Source organism: Cohnella massiliensis, assembly GCF_900169535.1.
Classification (GTDB): Bacteria; Bacillota; Bacilli; order Paenibacillales; family Paenibacillaceae; genus Cohnella; species Cohnella algarum.
Genome location: NZ_LT821259.1, coordinates 2,687,253 through 2,704,886, shown reverse-complemented (window position 1 = coordinate 2,704,886; position 17,634 = coordinate 2,687,253). Strand labels below are relative to the sequence as shown.

Annotated in this window: 20 protein-coding genes and 5 tRNA genes; 17 read left to right on the top strand and 8 right to left on the bottom strand. The window is 57.1% G+C overall.

All coding sequences use genetic code 11. From position 1 onward, the window contains the following. Positions 1–3 precede the first annotated feature (3 nt). From B7E11_RS26450 to B7E11_RS26420, 9 genes are all read left to right on the top strand, one after another. Positions 4–885, top strand: coding sequence for an ABC transporter ATP-binding protein (locus B7E11_RS26450; RefSeq protein WP_080840396.1), 882 nt, complete (start codon positions 4–6; stop codon positions 883–885). After that, positions 882–2,438, top strand: coding sequence for an ABC transporter substrate-binding protein (locus B7E11_RS26445; RefSeq protein ID WP_080840393.1), 1,557 nt, complete (start codon positions 882–884; stop codon positions 2,436–2,438). Before B7E11_RS26450 ends, B7E11_RS26445 begins: the two co-directional genes overlap by 4 nt. A gap of 85 nt (positions 2,439–2,523) precedes the next feature. Then, positions 2,524–4,071 (top strand): ABC transporter substrate-binding protein, encoded by a 1,548-nt coding sequence (locus B7E11_RS26440; protein ID WP_139787322.1) that lies wholly within the window; start codon positions 2,524–2,526, stop codon positions 4,069–4,071. 113 nt (positions 4,072–4,184) lie between these two features. Continuing rightward, positions 4,185–4,349 carry a hypothetical protein gene (locus tag B7E11_RS29865; RefSeq protein ID WP_176220910.1) on the top strand — a complete coding sequence of 55 codons (165 nt, stop codon included), beginning with the start codon at positions 4,185–4,187 and terminating at the stop codon, positions 4,347–4,349. Positions 4,350–4,440: 91 nt separating this feature from the next. Further along, positions 4,441–4,608, top strand: a complete 168-nt coding sequence (locus B7E11_RS29230; protein ID WP_139787321.1) for a YycC family protein — start codon at positions 4,441–4,443, stop codon at positions 4,606–4,608. Positions 4,609–4,723: 115 nt separating this feature from the next. Then, positions 4,724–4,800, top strand: a tRNA-Met gene (locus tag B7E11_RS26435). Positions 4,801–4,829: 29 nt separating this feature from the next. Further along, positions 4,830–4,906: transfer RNA gene (locus B7E11_RS26430), tRNA-Ile, on the top strand. Between the two features lie 567 nt (positions 4,907–5,473). Next, positions 5,474–5,562: transfer RNA gene (locus B7E11_RS26425), tRNA-Leu, on the top strand. Positions 5,563–5,740: 178 nt separating this feature from the next. Further along, positions 5,741–6,463, top strand: a complete 723-nt coding sequence (locus tag B7E11_RS26420) for a uracil-DNA glycosylase (RefSeq protein ID WP_080840386.1) — start codon at positions 5,741–5,743, stop codon at positions 6,461–6,463. 330 nt (positions 6,464–6,793) lie between these two features. Here the strand turns inward: B7E11_RS26420 and B7E11_RS26415 are convergent. The 3 genes from B7E11_RS26415 to B7E11_RS26405 all read right to left on the bottom strand — a co-directional run bounded on the left by B7E11_RS26415 (position 6,794) and on the right by B7E11_RS26405 (position 7,804). Continuing rightward, positions 6,794–6,869 (bottom strand) — tRNA-Val (locus B7E11_RS26415). Between the two features lie 80 nt (positions 6,870–6,949). Continuing rightward, complete coding sequence (locus B7E11_RS26410; protein WP_080840383.1) at positions 6,950–7,618, bottom strand: hypothetical protein; 669 nt, start codon at positions 7,616–7,618, stop codon at positions 6,950–6,952. 110 nt (positions 7,619–7,728) lie between these two features. Further along, positions 7,729–7,804, bottom strand: a tRNA-Val gene (locus tag B7E11_RS26405). A gap of 181 nt (positions 7,805–7,985) precedes the next feature. Here B7E11_RS26405 and B7E11_RS29860 point away from each other — a divergent pair. Continuing rightward, positions 7,986–8,156, top strand: coding sequence for a hypothetical protein (locus tag B7E11_RS29860; RefSeq protein ID WP_176220909.1), 171 nt, complete (start codon positions 7,986–7,988; stop codon positions 8,154–8,156). Positions 8,157–8,234: 78 nt separating this feature from the next. After that, positions 8,235–8,483, top strand: a complete 249-nt coding sequence (locus tag B7E11_RS26400; protein ID WP_080840381.1) for a hypothetical protein — start codon at positions 8,235–8,237, stop codon at positions 8,481–8,483. A gap of 240 nt (positions 8,484–8,723) precedes the next feature. Here the strand turns inward: B7E11_RS26400 and B7E11_RS26395 are convergent, their stop codons facing one another. Further along, complete coding sequence (locus B7E11_RS26395) at positions 8,724–9,464, bottom strand: MBL fold metallo-hydrolase (RefSeq protein WP_080840379.1); 741 nt, start codon at positions 9,462–9,464, stop codon at positions 8,724–8,726. Positions 9,465–9,649: 185 nt separating this feature from the next. On the opposite strand from B7E11_RS26395, the gene B7E11_RS26390 reads away from it, so the two are divergent. From B7E11_RS26390 to B7E11_RS26380, 3 genes are all read left to right on the top strand, one after another. Beyond that, complete coding sequence (locus tag B7E11_RS26390) at positions 9,650–9,859, top strand: hypothetical protein (RefSeq protein WP_080840377.1); 210 nt, start codon at positions 9,650–9,652, stop codon at positions 9,857–9,859. A 206-nt stretch (positions 9,860–10,065) separates the two neighbouring features. Continuing rightward, positions 10,066–10,644: a hypothetical protein gene (locus B7E11_RS26385; RefSeq protein ID WP_080840375.1), complete on the top strand. Its 579-nt coding sequence runs from the start codon at positions 10,066–10,068 to the stop codon at positions 10,642–10,644. Between the two features lie 110 nt (positions 10,645–10,754). Continuing rightward, entirely contained in the window at positions 10,755–11,048 is a 294-nt protein-coding gene (locus B7E11_RS26380) for a DUF1292 domain-containing protein (protein WP_080840373.1), read from the top strand. Positions 11,049–11,113: 65 nt separating this feature from the next. Here B7E11_RS26380 and B7E11_RS26375 read toward each other — a convergent pair whose 3' ends face one another. Both B7E11_RS26375 and B7E11_RS26370 read right to left on the bottom strand, forming a co-directional pair. Further along, positions 11,114–11,533: a DUF1885 family protein gene (locus tag B7E11_RS26375; protein ID WP_080840371.1), complete on the bottom strand. Its 420-nt coding sequence runs from the start codon at positions 11,531–11,533 to the stop codon at positions 11,114–11,116. A gap of 137 nt (positions 11,534–11,670) precedes the next feature. Then, complete coding sequence (locus B7E11_RS26370) at positions 11,671–13,140, bottom strand: aminotransferase class I/II-fold pyridoxal phosphate-dependent enzyme (protein WP_080840369.1); 1,470 nt, start codon at positions 13,138–13,140, stop codon at positions 11,671–11,673. A 228-nt stretch (positions 13,141–13,368) separates the two neighbouring features. On the opposite strand from B7E11_RS26370, the gene B7E11_RS26365 reads away from it, so the two are divergent. Next, positions 13,369–14,547: an MFS transporter gene (locus B7E11_RS26365; RefSeq protein ID WP_080840367.1), complete on the top strand. Its 1,179-nt coding sequence runs from the start codon at positions 13,369–13,371 to the stop codon at positions 14,545–14,547. 133 nt (positions 14,548–14,680) lie between these two features. On the opposite strand, the gene B7E11_RS26360 is transcribed toward B7E11_RS26365, so the two are convergent. Further along, positions 14,681–15,289: a TetR/AcrR family transcriptional regulator gene (locus B7E11_RS26360; protein ID WP_080840365.1), complete on the bottom strand. Its 609-nt coding sequence runs from the start codon at positions 15,287–15,289 to the stop codon at positions 14,681–14,683. A gap of 87 nt (positions 15,290–15,376) precedes the next feature. On the opposite strand from B7E11_RS26360, the gene B7E11_RS26355 reads away from it, so the two are divergent. Next, positions 15,377–15,931 (top strand): hypothetical protein, encoded by a 555-nt coding sequence (locus tag B7E11_RS26355; RefSeq protein ID WP_080840363.1) that lies wholly within the window; start codon positions 15,377–15,379, stop codon positions 15,929–15,931. A gap of 81 nt (positions 15,932–16,012) precedes the next feature. On the opposite strand, the gene B7E11_RS26350 is transcribed toward B7E11_RS26355, so the two are convergent. Continuing rightward, positions 16,013–16,678 (bottom strand): YktB family protein, encoded by a 666-nt coding sequence (locus B7E11_RS26350; RefSeq protein ID WP_080840361.1) that lies wholly within the window; start codon positions 16,676–16,678, stop codon positions 16,013–16,015. Between the two features lie 197 nt (positions 16,679–16,875). On the opposite strand from B7E11_RS26350, the gene B7E11_RS26345 reads away from it, so the two are divergent. Beyond that, entirely contained in the window at positions 16,876–17,472 is a 597-nt protein-coding gene (locus B7E11_RS26345; protein WP_080841032.1) for a hypothetical protein, read from the top strand. Positions 17,473–17,634: the final 162 nt, after the last annotated feature.

The window sequence follows — 17,634 nt, the reverse complement described above, 5'->3', positions numbered from 1 at the left end:
TTTGTGATTACTTGCGAAGGATTGGTCAAAATTTACAAGGCGGACGATCTCGAGGTCGTCGCGCTGCAGGGGCTGAATTTGACCGTCGCCCCGGGCGAAATGATGGCCATCATCGGCAACAGCGGAAGCGGCAAGTCGACGCTGCTGAACATTTTGGGCGGCCTCGACCGCCCTTCGGCGGGCCAGGTGACCGTCGGCCCGTGGAACCTGCTCAAGGCGAGCGACGACGATCTCGTGAAATACAAGCGGGAGACGGTCGGCTTTATCTGGCAGAACAACGCGCGCAATCTGCTGCCCTTTCTGACCGCGCTGGAAAACGTCGAGATGCCGATGATGTTTTCCGGCAAGCTGGACCGGGCTTACGCCAAGCAACTGCTGGAGTGGGTAGGTCTGAAGGAGCGCATGCACAACAAGCTCACCCAGCTGTCGGGCGGCGAGCAGCAGCGCGTGGCGATCGCGATCTCTTTGGCCAACAAGCCGCAGCTGCTGCTGGCCGACGAGCCGACGGGCTCCGTCGACACGCGGACGTCGGATCTCATCATGGACATTTTCCGGCGATTCAACCGGGAGCTGGGGTTGACGATCGTCATCGTTACCCACGATCTGTCGCTGGCGAGCAAGGTCGACCGCGTCGTGGCCATCCGCGACGGCCTGACGAGCACCGAATTTATCAAGCGGAATCCGAATTTGGACGACGCGCCTCCTCTCGGAGGGGGGTTGAACGAAGAACACGAAGCCTTTGTCGTCGTGGACCGCGTAGGACGGCTGCAAATTCCGAAGGAGTATTTGCAAGCCCTGGAAATCGGCGACAAGGCGAGCATGGAGTTTGACGGGGAACAAATTGTCATCAAAGCACCGAAACCGATCGAGGAGGAACCCGCATGAAGAACAACCGATTTCGCAAGCTCGCGCTGGCCGGAATAAGCCTGACGCTAGCCGGCACTTTGCTCGCCGCTTGCAGCGGAGGCAACGAAACCGACGACCCGAACAACCGCCGTACGCTGCGCATCGGGACGATGTACGGCAGCAGCCAGGACGAACAATATTTCCGCCAGCAATATACCGACCTGTTCGAATTTACGCACGGCAACATCGACATCGAAATCGTGCCGGCGATCGACTGGACCGAGACGCAGTTCGAGGAGCAAACCCCGGAAACGCAGCAGCCGGATCCGCTGGAGAAGGTAAAGGAAATCATGACGGGGCCGAACCCGGTCGATGTCATGATTTTGAACGATTCGAGCATGCTGAGCACGATGGTGCAGGAAAATCTGCTCAAGCCGCTCGATCCGCTGATGAAAGAAGACGAAATCGACACCGCCGAATACGTTCCGGCCGTCATCGAAGGCATCAAGGACCTGGGCGACGGCCAAAATCTGTACGCTCTCGCGCCGACGTACTCGCCTTCCGCACTTTTTTATAATAAGAAGATGTTCAGCAACCTCGGCATCACCCCTCCGACGAACGGCATGACGTGGGAAGAATTGTTCAACCTGGCGCGCCAATTGAAGACCGGCGAAGGCCAGGATGCGACGTTCGGGTTCACGTTCAACCAATGGGGCTACAGCAACGGCTATTACGATCTGACCAGCTTCGCCGCGCCGCTGCAATTGAAAATGTTCGACGAAAAAGGCGAAACGATGACGATCAATACGCCGCAATGGAAAAACGTATGGACGACGTACACCGATCTGTTCAAGGACAAGGTTCTCCCGTCGCAGGAGGATCTCGTGTTCGAGCAGCCGGCGACCGACGGACCGTACCGCTACAATCCTTACGAGCAGCAGCCGTTTTTCCGCGGCAAAGTCGCGATGGTCATCGGCTCGTACAGCATGATCAGCGAAATCGACACGTTCAACCGCAACGTCGATAAGTTCGAAAACATGGAGGCGCTCGATTGGGATGTCGTGTCCGTGCCGACGTTCGCGGAAGCGCCCGGGATCAGCGGATATATTTATATGAATACGCTCGCCGCCATTAACTCGCAGGCTCCGAATCCGGACGACGCCTGGGAATTCGTCAAGTTCATGAACGGCAAGGAGTGGGGCAAGCTGCGGGCCCGCAGCAGCTACGAGCTTCCGTCGCTGATCGAATACGCGAAGCCAAAGGAAGGCATGAGCTACAACATGGAAGCCTTCACGACGACGAAGCCGATTCCGCAGCAAAATTTGGCGGTCTACTCGAAACTGTATCAGGAACGTCCGAATTTGAACCTGATCGATTCGCTCGCCAATACCCAGTACAACAAAGTCGTCAACGGCGAAATGTCGGTAGAGGAAGCACTCGCCGAATTCGAGACGAAGGGGAACGAACTGCTGCAGAAAATCAAGCTGACGCCGACCGGTCCGATCGAAGGCGTCAACGACGACGTGTACGGCGGAGGAGGCGGTCCGATTCTTTACGACTCGGCTACGTCTGCCGCGGTTGCAGTCGGCTGACGCAACAGGGTAGCGAAACGTCGCCGCGCAGTCAACCGACGGGGCGGTCTGCGCGGCGTTTTTAAAAGGATAAGGGGGAATTTTCTTGCGCTCATTTCTTCGATTACATACGTTGAAGTCGCTGTCCGTCGTGCTCGTTTTGTCCGTCGTCGCCGCTCTCGCCGCCGCGTGCAGCGGAGGAGACGCGTCAGACGATCCGAACAATCGCCGCACGCTGCGCATCGGCATGGTTTCGGGCAGCCAGGACAGCGAATCCTATTACCGTCAGGAATACACGGATATGTTCGAGCTGTCCAAAGGGAACATCGACATCGAATTCCAATATGCGACCGACTATTCGGAGATGATGTACGCTTCGGAAGAGGAGCAAAAGGAATTTCAGCAAATCGATACGTACGAACGGCTCAAGGAAATGCTGACGGGACCGAATCCGGTCGACGTGCTCGTCACCGATCAGGGAACGATGGGCCGGCTGATTCAGGATAATTTGCTCGTTTCGCTGGATTCGTACATCAAGAAAGACAAAGTGGATTTGGAAGCGTTCGTGCCGTCCGTCATCGAAAGCATCCGGGAGGCAGGCAACAACCAGGTTTACGGGCTGACCTCTACGTTCAGCTCCAGCGTTTTGTTTTACAACAAGACGTTGTTTTCGAAAGCGGGCGTCACTCCGCCGACCGACGGGATGACGTGGGACCAAATTTTCGACCTGGCCACTCAGATGAGCACGGGAGAGGGCGCCGAGCGGATATTTGGATTGACGTTGAACGACTGGAACTCCGAATTAAGCATGTACAGCGTCAACAACATCGTCGCCCCGCTGAAGCTGAGGATGTTCGACGACAAGGCCGAGACGATGACGGTCAATACGCCGCAGTGGGAGCGGGCCTGGGAGCGCCCGATCGAGCTGGCGCAGCAAAAAGTGATTCCGAGCGCGGAAGATTTCGTGGAGGAGATGCCCGCCGACGGCAACTACCGCTACAATCCGTATTCGAACCGTCCGTTTTTTACGAACCGCGTCGCCATGATGATCAGCAACAATTACCTAATCAACGAGCTCAAGACTTATAACGATAACGTAGACAAAATGGAAAATTACGAGCCCCTCGATTGGGATGTCGTCACCTACCCGGTGCTTCCGGAGATGCCGGAAGCAAGCAGCGGGATGTACCTGGGCGAAGTGATGGTGATCAACGCCAACGCGGCCAATGCGGACGATGCCTGGGAGTTCATCAAGTTCAGCACGAGCAAGGAAACGGCCAAATTCAAGGCAAGAAGCACGTACCAGATGAGCTCGCTGACCGAGTTCGTCAAGCCTCTCGACGGCATGGCCTACAATATCGAGGCGTTCTACAAGCAAAAGCCGATTCCTTACGAGTATAATCAGGCCGAGCAAAGCCTTTATCGGGAACGCCCCAACCTGAGCTATATTCAGCAACTCGGCGACCAATCGTTCCAAAAGGCGGTCCGCGGCGATTTGGGCGTCAAGGAAGCGCTGCAGGAATGGCAGGACAACGGCAACGAGCTGCTGCAAGAAATCAAGCAGAACCCGACCGGGGAGATCGATCTTACGCCTTATTTGGGCGATCAGGAAGCGATCCAGAGGGAAATGCTCCGTCGGGCGTCGGGAGGCTGATTTTCGGCTTTCCCGCTCTTCGGATCGTCCGTACGGCTAGCCCCGAAGAGTAGGCCGAAGCGCGAAGGAGCATCCTAAAGCCTGGAGCTTATTCACCGGAAGGATGGCCAGCGATGAATTGGGTCTATTGGTCGAGGCTGTACGACAGCAAGTTCCAGGCAGGCTGTCTCGTTCGCCGAATGGAGCACGACGGGTGGCTGTTCGGGATCGACATGCCGCGGGAAATTGAAGTGTTTCGATCGCGCAAAGGAAAGTACGGAGTTCGTTTTATGCCTTAGCCGCCAAGGCCGGATTCGCCGTTTGCCGCGAAGCCGGCCTTGGCAGCGTAAAGGCGTTGTGTTATCGTTTTAGAAGAAAGGGGGCGGGAGCATGCGAAGAATGCCGTTGACGGCGGAAACCGCGCAAAAGCTTGCCGAACATTTGAAGGTGCCGCTCGAGCACCTGATGCATATGCCGCAGCATATTTTGCTGCAGAAGCTGGCGGAAATGGCAAAGGCCGATGCGGCCTCCGGCGGAAACGTCAAAAAGGAGGAATAGCTCAAGCCGGAAGCGCGACGACTTTTTTTAACGGATTGTTATTTTTTCCTTGACTTATTCAATACTCTTGTAGTATATTAATTCTTGTCGCTGTCGACAGATTGATGGTGAACATCGCGGGGTGGAGCAGTCCGGTAGCTCGTCGGGCTCATAACCCGAAGGCCGCAGGTTCAAATCCTGCCCCCGCAACCAAACTTAAACCTCAAACGGACTTCAGACGAGGGCCCTTAGCTCAGTTGGTTAGAGCGGTCGGCTCATAACCGATTGGTCGGGGGTTCAAGTCCCTCAGGGCCCACCACTGAGGATGCAAGCAGCGATGCAAAGGCGAATGCGAATCGTCTCTACTTCCCAAGCCGGTTAACGGCATCAAGCGGAAGGAGGCGTTTTTTTGTTTGTGCGGGAAACGGGCACGAACGGCGGAAAGTCGGGCGCGGAAAGCGGGCCAATGATAAAAAGAACGCCCCGAAGGGCGTTTTTGACAGGCTGCGTTGAATGCGGGAATTGCGAATTGAGAGATTAGAGGGATAGCGGATTTCTGCGTCTCCGATGTTTGCAAATGATAATCGCTTTTTGACCAGGGCGGAGTTTGACGACGATCGTTTTTCTCCTCAAAGACATCGTAAGTCACCACCTTTCAGCTTCATAGTATAGTTTATGATGGAAGAAGAGGATGGCTTGGACGAAATCATTCGCAGATTCCCCCATTCTTGCGCGCCCGCTCTGCCATTGCTGGGGGAAGCCGGCCCGCGATTTTGTTGACGCGTATGCCCGGACGTGGTAATATGTAGAACGTTGATCGTTTTCGAATGGTCGATTTCGCGGTTGGCGGAATACGCGCCAATGCGCGCGGCAGCGCGATTTTCGCGCCGGGGTGGCGGAACAGGCAGACGCACAGGACTTAAAATCCTGGGGGTGGTGACACCCGTACGGGTTCGATTCCCGTCCTCGGCACCATTTTTTTCAAGGAGCACTCCTTAACATTTAACGCCAGTTGTCCTGTCCGGCTAAACGCCGAGGCAGGATTTTTTGTTTTCCGGGCGGAACCGCAAGGGGACTCGCGGCGGTTTCACGGATGTCCGATAGATTGCTATAATAGAAGAGTTAACGACGACAGAAAATGGAGGAACGCAAGATGGCGGCCGTATTCCGCAATGATTGGGGACCGGTTCTCGAGCCGGAAATGGAGAAGCCGTACTATCGGGAGCTAAGGCGGCAATTGGCGGAGGAGTACAGGGACAGACGCATTTATCCGGATATGTATCATATTTTTCAGGCGCTTCATCTGACGGCTTACGAGAACGTTAAGGTGGTCATTCTCGGGCAGGACCCGTACCACGGAGCCGGCCAAGCGCACGGGCTCAGCTTTTCGGTGATGCCGGGCGTAAAGACGCCTCCGTCGCTGCAGAACATTTACAAGGAGCTGCGGGACGATCTGGGTTGCGCGATTCCGAGCCACGGCTTTCTGGAGCATTGGGCCAGGCAGGGCGTGCTGCTGCTGAACGCGGTGCTGACGGTGCGCGAGGGCCAGCCGAATTCGCACAAAGGTCTCGGGTGGGAAAAGTTCACGGACGCGGTCATCGCGGCGCTCAACGAGCGAGAGAAGCCGATCGTGTTCATCCTGTGGGGAAGGCACGCGCAGGAAAAAGCGTCGTTCATCGACCGGTCGCGGCACCACGTCATCGCTTCGCCGCATCCGAGTCCGTTTTCGGCGCACAACGGATTTTTCGGCAGCCGTCCGTTTTCGCGAACAAACGCTTTTTTGCGGTCCGTCGGAGAATCCGAGATCGACTGGCAGATTCCGGAGGCGGACCGAGCCGCTGAAGGTCTTCGGGCGTCCGGAGGCGGAGCGCTTTGACGAGAGGGAAGGGGGGCGGGACATCATCGGCCCCTTGGCGAAGCGGAATACGGCGCAGACGTTAACGGAGTCGGGGAATCGCCGTCCATCCTTAATTAACGGCCTAAAATGACCGACGCGGTTTGAAAAATGCGCCGACTTGCCGCGCATCTTTTTGCATAGCGGAGCCGCACGCGTTCCCGGCACGAGCGGTTTCGCTGTATAAGCGGCCAATCTTGCCGCAGGCGGGGAGAAGGGCTCGTAAAGCCTGTCCCGATGCTGCGCCGCCAACCGTCCCCTGTCGAGCCCAAGCAAAAAACCCCGCCAGCCGGCGGGGCTTCAAATGCGATATGGTGATCTGAACAGGGATCGAACCTGTGACCCCCACCCTGTCAAGATGGTGCTCTCCCAGCTGAGCTATCAGATCAAGAAGTGTTTCGACTTGATCTATTATAGCGGGATGCAGCCGGAATGTAAAGAGGGATCGGGAATTTTTTTTCGAATTCTTCAGCTTCGGTTGATTTGGCGCTGCTTGTCCCAAACGCGGTTGATCTGGTCGTGGATTCTCGCTTTTTCCTTCTCCAGCAGCTTGCTTTCGATCGTCTCCGCGCTGATGCCTTTCTCCTTGCCGATTTGCACGACGGATTTGCCCTTTTTAAGCTCTTCGATCAGCGCTTTCGGTTCCATGCCAAGCACTTGCGAGATGTCGTTCAACCGCTTCGCGCCCCGAAAGTGACGATGGTGCATGCCGCCTTTGCTGTCGACGAGCAGCCGCACTCGTTCCTCCATCTTCGATTTCCATTTGCCGGCTTCGTCTTCGGTAATCTGTCCGGCTTTGACCGCTTCGTTCAGCCTTTTCACATGCTGGCTGACGAGCAGATCGACGACCTTTTGTTTCGCAACGCCTTTGCTCGCGGCGACGTCCGCCAACGATTTGCCGGCGGCCAGCTCGTTATGGAGCGTAGTCTCGTCGATTTTCAACAGCTTGAGCAGTTCTTCGTTCGGGACGGGACGAGGCGGATGGGCCATCCGCTTATGAATCGAAGAAACGGAGGGCGTCTCGGCCCGGACGGCTTCGGGGGACGGTTCGGCCGCGCCGGCGGCGGCGGGCAGGAGAAGCAGGAAAGCAAGCGTCAACAGCAGCGTACGGCTTGTCGTGGATTTTTTGTTCGGCATGTTGTCTTCACTCCTTCGTTAACCTATTGTTGGTACGATGGAGCATCTCTAAACGGGTAACAAAAAGAAAAAAACCTTCCCGCGAATACGGGAAGGCTGGCTGTCGATTATGGTGATCTGAACAGGGATCGAACCTGTGACCCCCACCCTGTCAAGATGGTGCTCTCCCAGCTGAGCTATCAGATCATACTATCTCGCAAGCACATTTTGTATAATACCAACTTCGGAAAGCCGTGTCAACCGTTTGGGCGGGAATTGTTTTGCACAAAGAACGCCAAATTTTCGCGGACGGAAAAAGTAAAAGTAATGAAGCTTTCGGACCGGCGTATGTATAAAATAAATGCCTTGGAACGGGAGGAACGGTCCGATGGAGGAAGGCGTCATCCTGACGCTGGCGCTGCTCGCCATGTTCGGTCTGATCGGGGCGGTCATGCTGGCCGTCGCCCGCATGGTGCGCGAGGATTCGCTCAAACACGACCGGCGGTTCATTTGGACGATCAAGGACGATCCGGGCAAAAAAGGCGATCCGACGGATTAAGACCCGGATGCGGCGGGTATTCTGAGTAAAACGGAGCGACAGCGCAGCGTTCCGAATGAAAGGAAGGAGGCCGCCGCCATGCCGTTCGGTTTAGCGAACCGCCGCCGGGCGCTTCGCCGCTTCGCCGTTGCCGCCCTCCTGTCGGCGACGATCGGCCTGGCCGCCTGCGGCCAAAAGCCGGCCGTTCCCGCCGGCGCGATCGCCCCCGGCGCTTCGGATTCGGCCGAATCGAAGGTATTCGCGAGCGTATACCCGAGCGAAGTCTCACAAGACGTGTACCGGTCGCGAAACGTCACGCCGGGCCTGGAGTGGGGCGTCGGGTGGTAAGCTCGCCGCGCCCGCCGCAAGCGCCGAATCATAGCAAAAGCTCCGCTGCCGCTTGAAGGCGTCGGAGCTTTTGTCGTTCATTCTTCCCATTTGCGGGAGTAGGCTTTTTTGGTGACCCAGAGCAGCACCCAAATCATGACGACGAGCAGGATCGCGGATATCACGTAGGCGGCAACCAAAACGCAGGCATCCTTTCCGTAGGCGAATTTTTCTCATCATACCGCATTCCGGATCCGGTTGTCATCCCGAAAACGGAAGAGTATAGCGTTTATGCTGGTCGACGAACGTCATTTTTCCGGTTTTTCCGATGAAATCGGGCTGATCGTCTCCGTAATGCATAAGCCGGATTCGTTCCTGGATGTCGTCCGGCAGCGTCAGCAGCTGGGGAAGGCACGCGTGAACGGTTCCGGGCTCATGCAGCTGGCAGTCGTGAAAAATCGTAGTCACGCCCCGTTCGCGAACGAGCTTCGCGAGCAGTTCCGGATTAAACTTCATATCGGCCGTATAAAAGAACGAGTCGTTCAGCAAAATCGAGTAGCTGTATTTGTTCGGAATGTGATCGGTTCGAAGCAATTCCGCCCTCAAACCGCTTAGCAGCTCGACGCGAGTTCCTTCGGTAAGCGGCCGCACGTCGAAAAAATGCTGCAGCGAGTCGTAATGCTCCTGCTCCAGCCCGCCCCGCAGCGAATGCTGCCATAGCGATTCGACAAGCGTTTCGGCGATATACAACGGCTTTCTCGTCTTATATGTAAATTTGTACTTGAACGCGAGTTCTTCGAGTCCTCCGACGTGGTCGGCGTGGATGTGCGAAATCAAGATGGCGTCGATATCGTCCGGCGAAATGCCGAGTCGGTAAAGCATCTTCGGAGCCGTATGCCCGCAATCGATCAAAAGGATGCGGCCACCGGAATAGATCAGCGCATTGTTGTTGAAAAACGTTTTGGCGAAGGCGCTTCCCGTCCCCAGCATTTGGATATCCATTCCAAGCCTCCCAGCTGTCTCATCTGCCAGTTTGAATCGTTGCAAACGAACGCATTTAAAACTGAATTGAATATACCATAATCTGTATCGATGCAAAAGATTTCGTTGCAAAAAACGAAGCATTGCCCCGCCCTCCCGCATACGTTATGGTGGCTGCCATTTTCGCAGGGAGAGGGGGGAGCCGCATGAGCAAACCGAAAGGCAAAGGGGCGTCGAAAAAGAAGGAGCTGTCCTCCGTCGTCCACCGCCCGCAAATGAAAATCGTCACCTCGGACGCGTGCGCGGTTTGCCGCACTCCGTGCGCGCGAGGGTTAGCCTATTTGGCCAGAATGTCGGAGCCGGGAGCGATCGGCAACGGCGTTCCGTGCGTGCTTACGCTGCCCAAAGCCAATTGAATCCCGGCAAACCGCGGGGAAATGGCGGAGCCATTATTTCCCGGGCGAGCGCACAATCGGAGCGGATTCGACACGTTCCGTCATGCCGAAGGGAGGGCCGCGGCGGATGTCCGCTCTGAATTTTCTTTCGCGTTCTCGCAACTTTTGCCCGGTTGTTCGGTATAACCATACAGGTAAAAGAGTGCGAACGACGGAGGTCATGCAGAATGAACATCCGCAAGCTGCTTTTGTTGACCGTGGCCCTATTGCTCGTAGGCGGTTCCGCGGTTTTTGCGGATACGGTTGCGCAGAAGGTGCGAATCGTATTCAATAAGCAAACGATCGAGGACGGCGGCATCCTCGTGGACGGCAAAGCGTATTTGGGCGTGCGCGAGGTCGGCGATCTCGTGCAGGGAATGGTCGCCTGGGACGAAAAGGACAAGAAAGTGACCGTCTCGAAGCCGAACGTACATATGTTTGCCATGAACGGCAGCACGCCGTTCGGCTCGGTCGAGAAAAACCAGAAGGTCAACTTCATCGTTTTTGCTCAAATCGACAACCTGCAAGCGGACATTTCCGCCTTCAAGGTCACGATTGCCGATCCTTACGGGGACGAGACCTATATCGACGGCAAAACGACCAAGGACAAGGATTTTCCGACCAAGGACAACTTCTGGTTCACGACCAGCGACAAATTCGGCTACGAGTTCAAATCAAGCGGCAAGTACACGATCCGCTTCTGGATGCAGCCCGCAGGGAGCTCGTCCATGCAGGTCGTCTCGGAAAAAACGATCATCTCGAAATAAGCGGCGGCGCTCCTCCCGATCCGGGGGAGCGCCGTTCGTTTGACCCGGGGATTTGGAAATGATACGATACGATGGAAAAGTAAATCCAACCGACTGAACGGAGGTTCCACATGAGCGATCATGTTCATGACGAAAACTGCAACCACGAGCACGATGAAGAAGCCGTTTTCGTCGTAACGGACGAAGAAGGCAACGAACACGAAATGGTGCTTGTGTACACATTCGAGAGCGGCGATAACGCTTATGCCGTTCTGCTTGACCGCAACGATCCCGAAGACGACGGCGTCATTTTCCGCATCGAGGAAGACGGCGAAGACGAAGTGCTCGTCAATATCGAAGACGACGAAGAGTGGGAGCGGGTCATGAAAGTTTACGAAGAGCTCGCCGCCCAGGAAGCGGACTGAGCCATCGCTTTTCGCGGGAGCTGCCAGGCATGCGCGTTTCGGCATGCCGCGGCAGCTCCGTTTTTTTATTTTCTGGAGCTGAAAACCATCGTGCGGCCGTTGAACAACGTGACTTCCGCCAGCAGCTGCCGGCCGAGCCATTTGCAATATTCGTTCGCTTTCGCTTTGTCGGCGTGCGTGGAGCCTTCGGGAAGGACGACCTGGATGTACGGAACGGAGCGTTCGCCGTCCGGGCGGCGGCCGACGCCGAAAACGATGAAGCGGTAGGGGGGCCTGGAGCCTTTCAAATAAAACCAGGCGTGCTTCTCGGAATTTTGGTCCTCGATGGAGTAGGGAAAGGCGGCGCCGGCGTAATCCCAGCCGAGCTGTTTGCCGGTCCGAGACGCCTGGTCGATATAAAGGCGAAGCTTGGCCTTTACGTCGTCGAGCGTCACTTCGGTTGCGGCAGATCCTTGGACGAGCGAAATGAAAGCGCTTTGACTCATCGTTTTCCACCTCCAAGCCCATCATAGCAAAATCGGATATCGCCTACAATCGTTTTGCCCGAACGTAAAAAAACCCCCCTGCGCCGGCATTGGGCGCGCGGGGGATAGACTGCGACCGGCGGAATGCTGCGGGCCGCCTACGAAATCGCCGTCTCTTCGACGATCACCTTGATTTCCCTGACCGTCCGATCTTCCGGTCCTTTGACCGGCAGGCCGACCTCCAGATGGTCGACGATGTAATCGATGTTTTCCTGCGAGATGACTTCGCCCGGCAGCAAAATCGGAATGCCCGGCGGATATACGTAAATAAACTCCGCGATGATCCGGCCGGCGGATTCGGTCAGCGGGATCGTTTCCGTCTCCCCGTAAAACGCGTCTCTCGGCGTCAGCGACAGGTGGGGAATTTCGGGAACCTTGACGACGATGTCCGGAATTTCGCGCGTGTCGCGGAACTGCTCCGACATTTCGCGCAGCGCGTTCACGAGCAGACCGACGGAAGCGTCGTCGTCGCCCGGCGTAATCAGGCATAAAATGTTGTACATGTCGCTAAGCTCGACTTCGATCCGGTAACGCTCGCGAAGCCAGTTTTCCGCGTCGTAGCCGGTAATTCCGAGCCGCCGGACGTGAATGGTCAGCTTCGTCGGGTCGTAGTCGTAGGTCGCCTCGTCGCCGAGAATGTCTTCCCCGAACGAATAGAGCCCTTCGATTTCGTTCACCGCCTGCCGCGCGCGGTTGGCTAGCTCCACCGCTCGGGCCGCGAGCTCTTCCCCGTGCAGCGCGAGCTGGCGCCTTGCCGTATCGAGCGAAGCGAGCAGCGGATACGAGGTGGACGTCGTCGTCAGCATGCTCAAAATCGTTTGCACGCGCTGGACGTTGACCAGCCCGTTTCGCACGTTCAGGATGGAGCTCTGGGTCATCGAGCCGCCGAGCTTGTGCACGCTGGTCGCGGCCATATCGGCGCCGGCTTGCATCGCGGAGAGCGGGAGCTTGTCTGAAAAATGAATGAGCGCGCCGTGCGCCTCGTCGACGAGAACCGGGATATCGTACTCGTGAACGAGGTCGACGATTTCCTTCAGGTTCGCGCTAACGCCGAAATACGTCGGATTGATGACCAGAACCGCCGCCGCGTCGGGATGACGCTCCAGCGCGCGGCGGACCGAACGGGTCGTTACGCCGTGATCGATGCCGAGCTGATGATCGCGCGCCGGCGACAGGAAAACCGGCCGCGCCCCGGCGAAAATAATGGCGGACAGAATCGATTTATGAACGTTGCGCGGGACGACGATTTTGTCCCCGTTGCCGCATACGGACAAAATCATCGTCATGATGGCCGTGCTCGTTCCTTGCACGGAAAAAAAACAGGCATCCGCTCCGAAGGCGTCCGCGGCCAGCTTCTGGGCTTCGAGAATGACGCCGACCGGCTGATGAAGGTCGTCGAGCGGCGCGATGTTGATCAGGTCGATATCGAGAACGTTTTGCCCGACATACCGGCGGAATTCGGGATCCATGCCGGCGCCTTTCTTGTGCCCGGGGATGTGAAACTGCACCGGCCCGGCTTCGGAATGGCGCAGAAGCGCGTCGAACAAAGGGGTGCGGGTATGATCCAAAATGGATAGCGCCTGCCTTTCTTACCTAGCATGAGTCGAAGTTTGTTTCAAACTAGGTTGAGTATAGCAAAAATAGGGGGGAATGCAACAAGTTTGCCGCGCAGCCGATTTCCGTCCGAATCGGCTGTCACGAAAACGACAAATGGCGGCATTTGGAACGGGCTGCTAGCTGTGTTACCATATTTTAAGGAAAAACGACACTGCGTTTTAGAGGAGAGAACGACGTCCATGAGAAGCAAGCTCGCCATCGTAGCGCTCATGCTCATTACGACCTTTATCGGCTTCGGCATTATTATTCCGGTTTTGCCGCAAGTCGTATCCGACATCGACCCGGAAGCGGCCAATTTGCACACGGGCTTGATGCTTACGCTGTACTCGCTCGTCTCGTTTGTCGTATCCCCGCTGTGGGGCTCGCTCTCCGGCAGGGTGGGACGGCGGCCCGTCATCATGATCGGCGTTGCCGGCTTCTGCCTCAGCTTCCTGCTCTTTGGCCTGGCCGGCGACAATTTGACGCTGATGTACGCGTCCCGGCTGATCGGCGGCTTGTTTTCCGGCGCGGTGACCGCTTGCATCGTCGCCTACGTAGCCGACATTACGACAAACGAAGACCGGACGAAAGGAATGGCGGTCGTCGGGATGAGCATCGGCCTCGGCTTCACCTTCGGTCCTTTCGTCGGCGGCGTGCTCAGCCGCATTTCGCTCAGCGCGCCGTTTTTTGCCGCCGCGGGGCTGGCGCTCGTTACGCTGCTCGCGGCGTGGGCGAAGCTGACAGAGTCGCTCACGCCCGAGCAGCGGGCCAAAACGGCGGCGGCGCCCAAAGTTTCCCGGTGGACCGCCTTTCAGGGCCCGCTTAAAAATTTGTACGTGCTGGCGTTTTTCGTGACGTTTTCGCTGGCGATTCTGGAAGCGACGATGCAATTGTTCGGCATGGAGCGCTTCGAGGTCACGCCTTATAAAGTCGGCATCATGTTTTTCTTTTGCGGGCTGGCCGGCGCGCTCGTCCAGGGAGGCATCGTTCGCCGGTACGTGAAAAAGGGGCGCGAAGGGGCGTTCATCGCGGCGGGGCTCGTGCTGTCGGCGATCGGATTTTTCCTGCTGCTGACCGCGGACAACTGGATCGCCGCAACGGCGTACCTGTGCATTTTCGGCATCGGCAACTCGCTGACCCGGCCGTGCGTCACATCGCTCATTACGCAAAAAACGACGGTCGAGCAGGGGGTCGCATCCGGCCTCAGCTCTTCGATGGACAGCCTCGGCCGGATCGCGGGCCCGCTGCTCGGCACGCTCCTGCTCGGCGTGTACGATTGGCTGCCGTACGTCGTGTCCGGCGTCATTTCCCTGCTTGCGATCGGCCTGCTGGCCCGGTTCCGCATGGCGGACGGCGCATCGGCGAAGCCGAACGCGTAATCGATCGCCTTTGCCGCGCTGCGAAGCTCTCCCCGCTTTTTGGGGAGAGCTTTTTTGACAGAGCCGAAAAGCGGAAACGGCAGCGCCCATCTCTGCGGGGAACGCTGCCGTTTTTGCGCGCCGAAGCGCCGGTTTATGCTTCCGAAAGCAAACGATCCAGGTGCAGCCGGACGATGCGGCGGATCGTTTCGGGCGTCATGACGTCGGGACGGGAAACGCCGTGAACGAGGAGTCCGTCCACGAGCGCGTTCAATCGTCTCGCTTCCAGCTCGGCGTCGAGGCTCGAACTTGCGCCCGATTCCGCCTCGCGGAAGACGATGAGCGCCCGCACGAGCCGCAACATCCCCGCGTACAGTTCGTCGTACACCTGGGCGTTCAGCTCCGCCAGGGCGGGATCGGTCAGTTTCCGGCCCGTGAACGCGAGCCAAACCTCGCTTTCCGCGCGTTTTTCTTCATCGAGCGGAAGCAGTTCCCAGAGGATGCATTCCGCGTCCGCGCGGACGTCGCCGGACGGCTTGAAGTCCGCCAGCCGGCCTTTGACGCGATCGGAGACGAGGCGCAGCGAGAAGGCGAGCAGTTCCGATTGGGTCGAAAAATAATGCCTGAGCGATCCGAGAGACACCTCCGCTTCCTTCGCCACGTTTCGGACCGTCACCGCCTCCAGCCCCTCGCGCCGGATAATGCGCCATGCCGCTTCTCCCAGCTCCGTTCGGCGCCGATCATGATCGACGATTTTGGGCATGCGATTATTTTATCACTTTGTTTTTTAATACAACAGTGTTAAAATAAGCTTGTTTTCATACGATGTATTAAAAAGGGAGAATCGGTGATGATCGGATTTTTAATCGTAGCGTGCGAAATCGGATTTTGGGTGTTCGTCGGCGCGGGGCTTTTTTTCCGCTATGCGCTGAACAAAAGGAAGGCGGGCGCTTGGCTGCTGGCATGCACGCCCGTCGTCGATCTGATCCTGCTCGCGGCGGCCGTCATCGATTTGCGCAGCGGAGCCGAGCCTTCATGGACGCACAACCTGGCGGCCGTGTACGTCGGCGTATCGGTGGCGTTCGGCCATCGGATGATTCGCTGGGCCGACGCAAGGTTCGCTCATCGCTTCAAGGGCGGGGAGGCTCCCCGCAAGCTGTACGGGAAAGAGCATGCGGCGCACGAGCGCAAAGGCTGGCTGCTGCATCTGGCCGCGTGGGCGATCGGCGGCATTCTGCTGCTCGTCATGAGCTGGCTGGCGGGGGAAAAGGACTTGAACGCCGAGTCTCCGTTCGTGTCTTGGATCCTGGGGTGGGCGGTCGTGCTCGGCATCGATTTTCTGATCAGCTTCAGCTATACGCTGTGGCCGCGCGAACCGAAAGGGGAAACCTCCGCCCGAGGCTGACGTTCCGGCGAGCCGCCGACCGCTTCGGGCGATCGGCGGCTTTCGAATGAGAGCCGGAATGGGAGCAGCTCTTTCCTCGCGTTACGCGTTCGCCATCCGGTACAGGGGCAGCAGCGTGGCGAACACGGATTCCGCCTTGGCGAGCAGCGCTTTGCCGTCCCGGAGCACCGGGTCGTCCCGGCGAACGTGCAGGCCGCACGTCAGCTCGGCGGCTTTGATCTTGCGGAGCCGGACGAACAGCTCCTTCAGCTCCTCGTCGGACATGTCCTTGTGGGCGGTTCCTTCCGGTTTCATATGATCCTTGGACCATTGATAATCGGCGGGCACGGAGGAGCGGATCGATTTCAGCTCATTTTCCGCGCGTACCGCGAGCACGTCTTTGGTCGGGCACTCATATATAATAGCGAACTGAATAAACAAATGCGTCGACCAGAGGCCGATCTGGAAATGCGGGAACATTTTGTAGCCCTTCGGGCTCGGAGACCATGCGACCCAAGTGTCGTCAGGCGGATTGACCGACCGCCTGGCGTGCTTGGCCACATGCGGATACAGCTGCGTTCCGGACAACCCGGTCAGGATCGGGGCAAGGGAATCGCCCAACGCGTGCAGCTTCGGCCGAACGCTTTCAATAATGGCGGACATCCGGTTTTCCAGGCCCGGGACGGCCATGGCGTCGAAGTCCGCGGCTTCGAAGCCGGCGAACTCGGCCGCGGGTTCGGCTACGGAAGGTTTTGCGGTCGTGTTCATTTTTTTCACCTCGTCTGAATCGTTCAAGCGTTGAACCCACTATACCGGATAACGGTCAAAAATCCAAGTTGACAAAATAGTCAAGAAACCAAGTTGCCAGAACATAAGATGGGGTATAAGATAGAAGTAAGCAAGAAATGTCTGAACATTCGGTCAATAACTCAAGCCGTGCAACGATGCGGGAGGGGGGGATGGCCGTGAATCGAAGCTACGAAGTGGAATATTGCGACCTCGAGCTTCGTTTTGACCGCAGACAGATTCAAAATTGGATCCGCGAACTGATTCAGAACGGCTACTCTCTGTACTGGAGCGAGAACGATCAACATTTTCTCGTTTCGGTGCGAAGCGGCCGGAAGCTGCTCAAGTTCCGATTTCAGCGGACCCGAACGCGTTACAAGATGGTTGGGACGTACGTGGTTAAGGACGAACGGCTTGCTCGCAGCATCGAGAAGCTGATCAACGATACGCGCGGCCATGCCGTCGTCAAACGGTTTCGAGATCGACAGTTGCTCATCGAGAACATCATGTTTGGAGAAATTATCCGTCTCGTGGAGGTGTCGGGCATGGAGCATCGCATTATTTTTCAAAAACGCCCCCAAATCACGCTGGAAGACATGGTGCAGGCCTTCAAATCCAAGCGCGCCGAACTCCGGGCGGGAGTGCTTCGTCTCGAGCTCGATTACGAGCTTGCGGTTCTTCATGAAGCGTTGCAGCAAGGAGATGCGGAAGCAGCGGAAGCAAGCAAACAGAAGCTAGTCGAAATGCGCAAGGAAATGCTGATGCTGGAGCTGTAACGACAATTAACAAGCAACAATTCGACAGGCCGATTTGCCGGAGCGCTCGCGCAGAGCGTGAAGCCGTTGGAAATAGGGAAGGGCGCCGCGAGGGCGTCCTTTTTTTGTCTTTTACTTGAACACGCTTACGAGCGGAGTATAATAAGGCTGTCTGGAAATGAT

Bases quoted from the DNA above. Each gene is read 5' to 3' on its own strand.
- B7E11_RS26410 (WP_080840383.1), bottom strand. From the start codon at position 7,618: ATGCCGAACAAAAAATCCACGACAAGCCGTACGCTGCTGTTGACGCTT.
- B7E11_RS26350 (WP_080840361.1), bottom strand. From the start codon at position 16,678: ATGAACACGACCGCAAAACCTTCCGTAGCCGAACCCGCGGCCGAGTTC.
- B7E11_RS26365 (WP_080840367.1), top strand. From the start codon at position 13,369: ATGAGAAGCAAGCTCGCCATCGTAGCGCTCATGCTCATTACGACCTTT.
- B7E11_RS29230 (WP_139787321.1), top strand. From the start codon at position 4,441: ATGCGAAGAATGCCGTTGACGGCGGAAACCGCGCAAAAGCTTGCCGAA.
- B7E11_RS26380 (WP_080840373.1), top strand. From the start codon at position 10,755: ATGAGCGATCATGTTCATGACGAAAACTGCAACCACGAGCACGATGAA.
- B7E11_RS29860 (WP_176220909.1), top strand. From the start codon at position 7,986: ATGGAGGAAGGCGTCATCCTGACGCTGGCGCTGCTCGCCATGTTCGGT.
- B7E11_RS26385 (WP_080840375.1), top strand. From the start codon at position 10,066: ATGAACATCCGCAAGCTGCTTTTGTTGACCGTGGCCCTATTGCTCGTA.
- B7E11_RS26390 (WP_080840377.1), top strand. From the start codon at position 9,650: ATGAGCAAACCGAAAGGCAAAGGGGCGTCGAAAAAGAAGGAGCTGTCC.
- B7E11_RS29865 (WP_176220910.1), top strand. From the start codon at position 4,185: ATGAATTGGGTCTATTGGTCGAGGCTGTACGACAGCAAGTTCCAGGCA.
- B7E11_RS26445 (WP_080840393.1), top strand. From the start codon at position 882: ATGAAGAACAACCGATTTCGCAAGCTCGCGCTGGCCGGAATAAGCCTG.
- B7E11_RS26360 (WP_080840365.1), bottom strand. From the start codon at position 15,289: ATGCCCAAAATCGTCGATCATGATCGGCGCCGAACGGAGCTGGGAGAA.
- B7E11_RS26375 (WP_080840371.1), bottom strand. From the start codon at position 11,533: ATGAGTCAAAGCGCTTTCATTTCGCTCGTCCAAGGATCTGCCGCAACC.
- B7E11_RS26420 (WP_080840386.1), top strand. From the start codon at position 5,741: ATGGCGGCCGTATTCCGCAATGATTGGGGACCGGTTCTCGAGCCGGAA.
- B7E11_RS26400 (WP_080840381.1), top strand. From the start codon at position 8,235: ATGCCGTTCGGTTTAGCGAACCGCCGCCGGGCGCTTCGCCGCTTCGCC.
- B7E11_RS26355 (WP_080840363.1), top strand. From the start codon at position 15,377: ATGATCGGATTTTTAATCGTAGCGTGCGAAATCGGATTTTGGGTGTTC.
- B7E11_RS26395 (WP_080840379.1), bottom strand. From the start codon at position 9,464: ATGGATATCCAAATGCTGGGGACGGGAAGCGCCTTCGCCAAAACGTTT.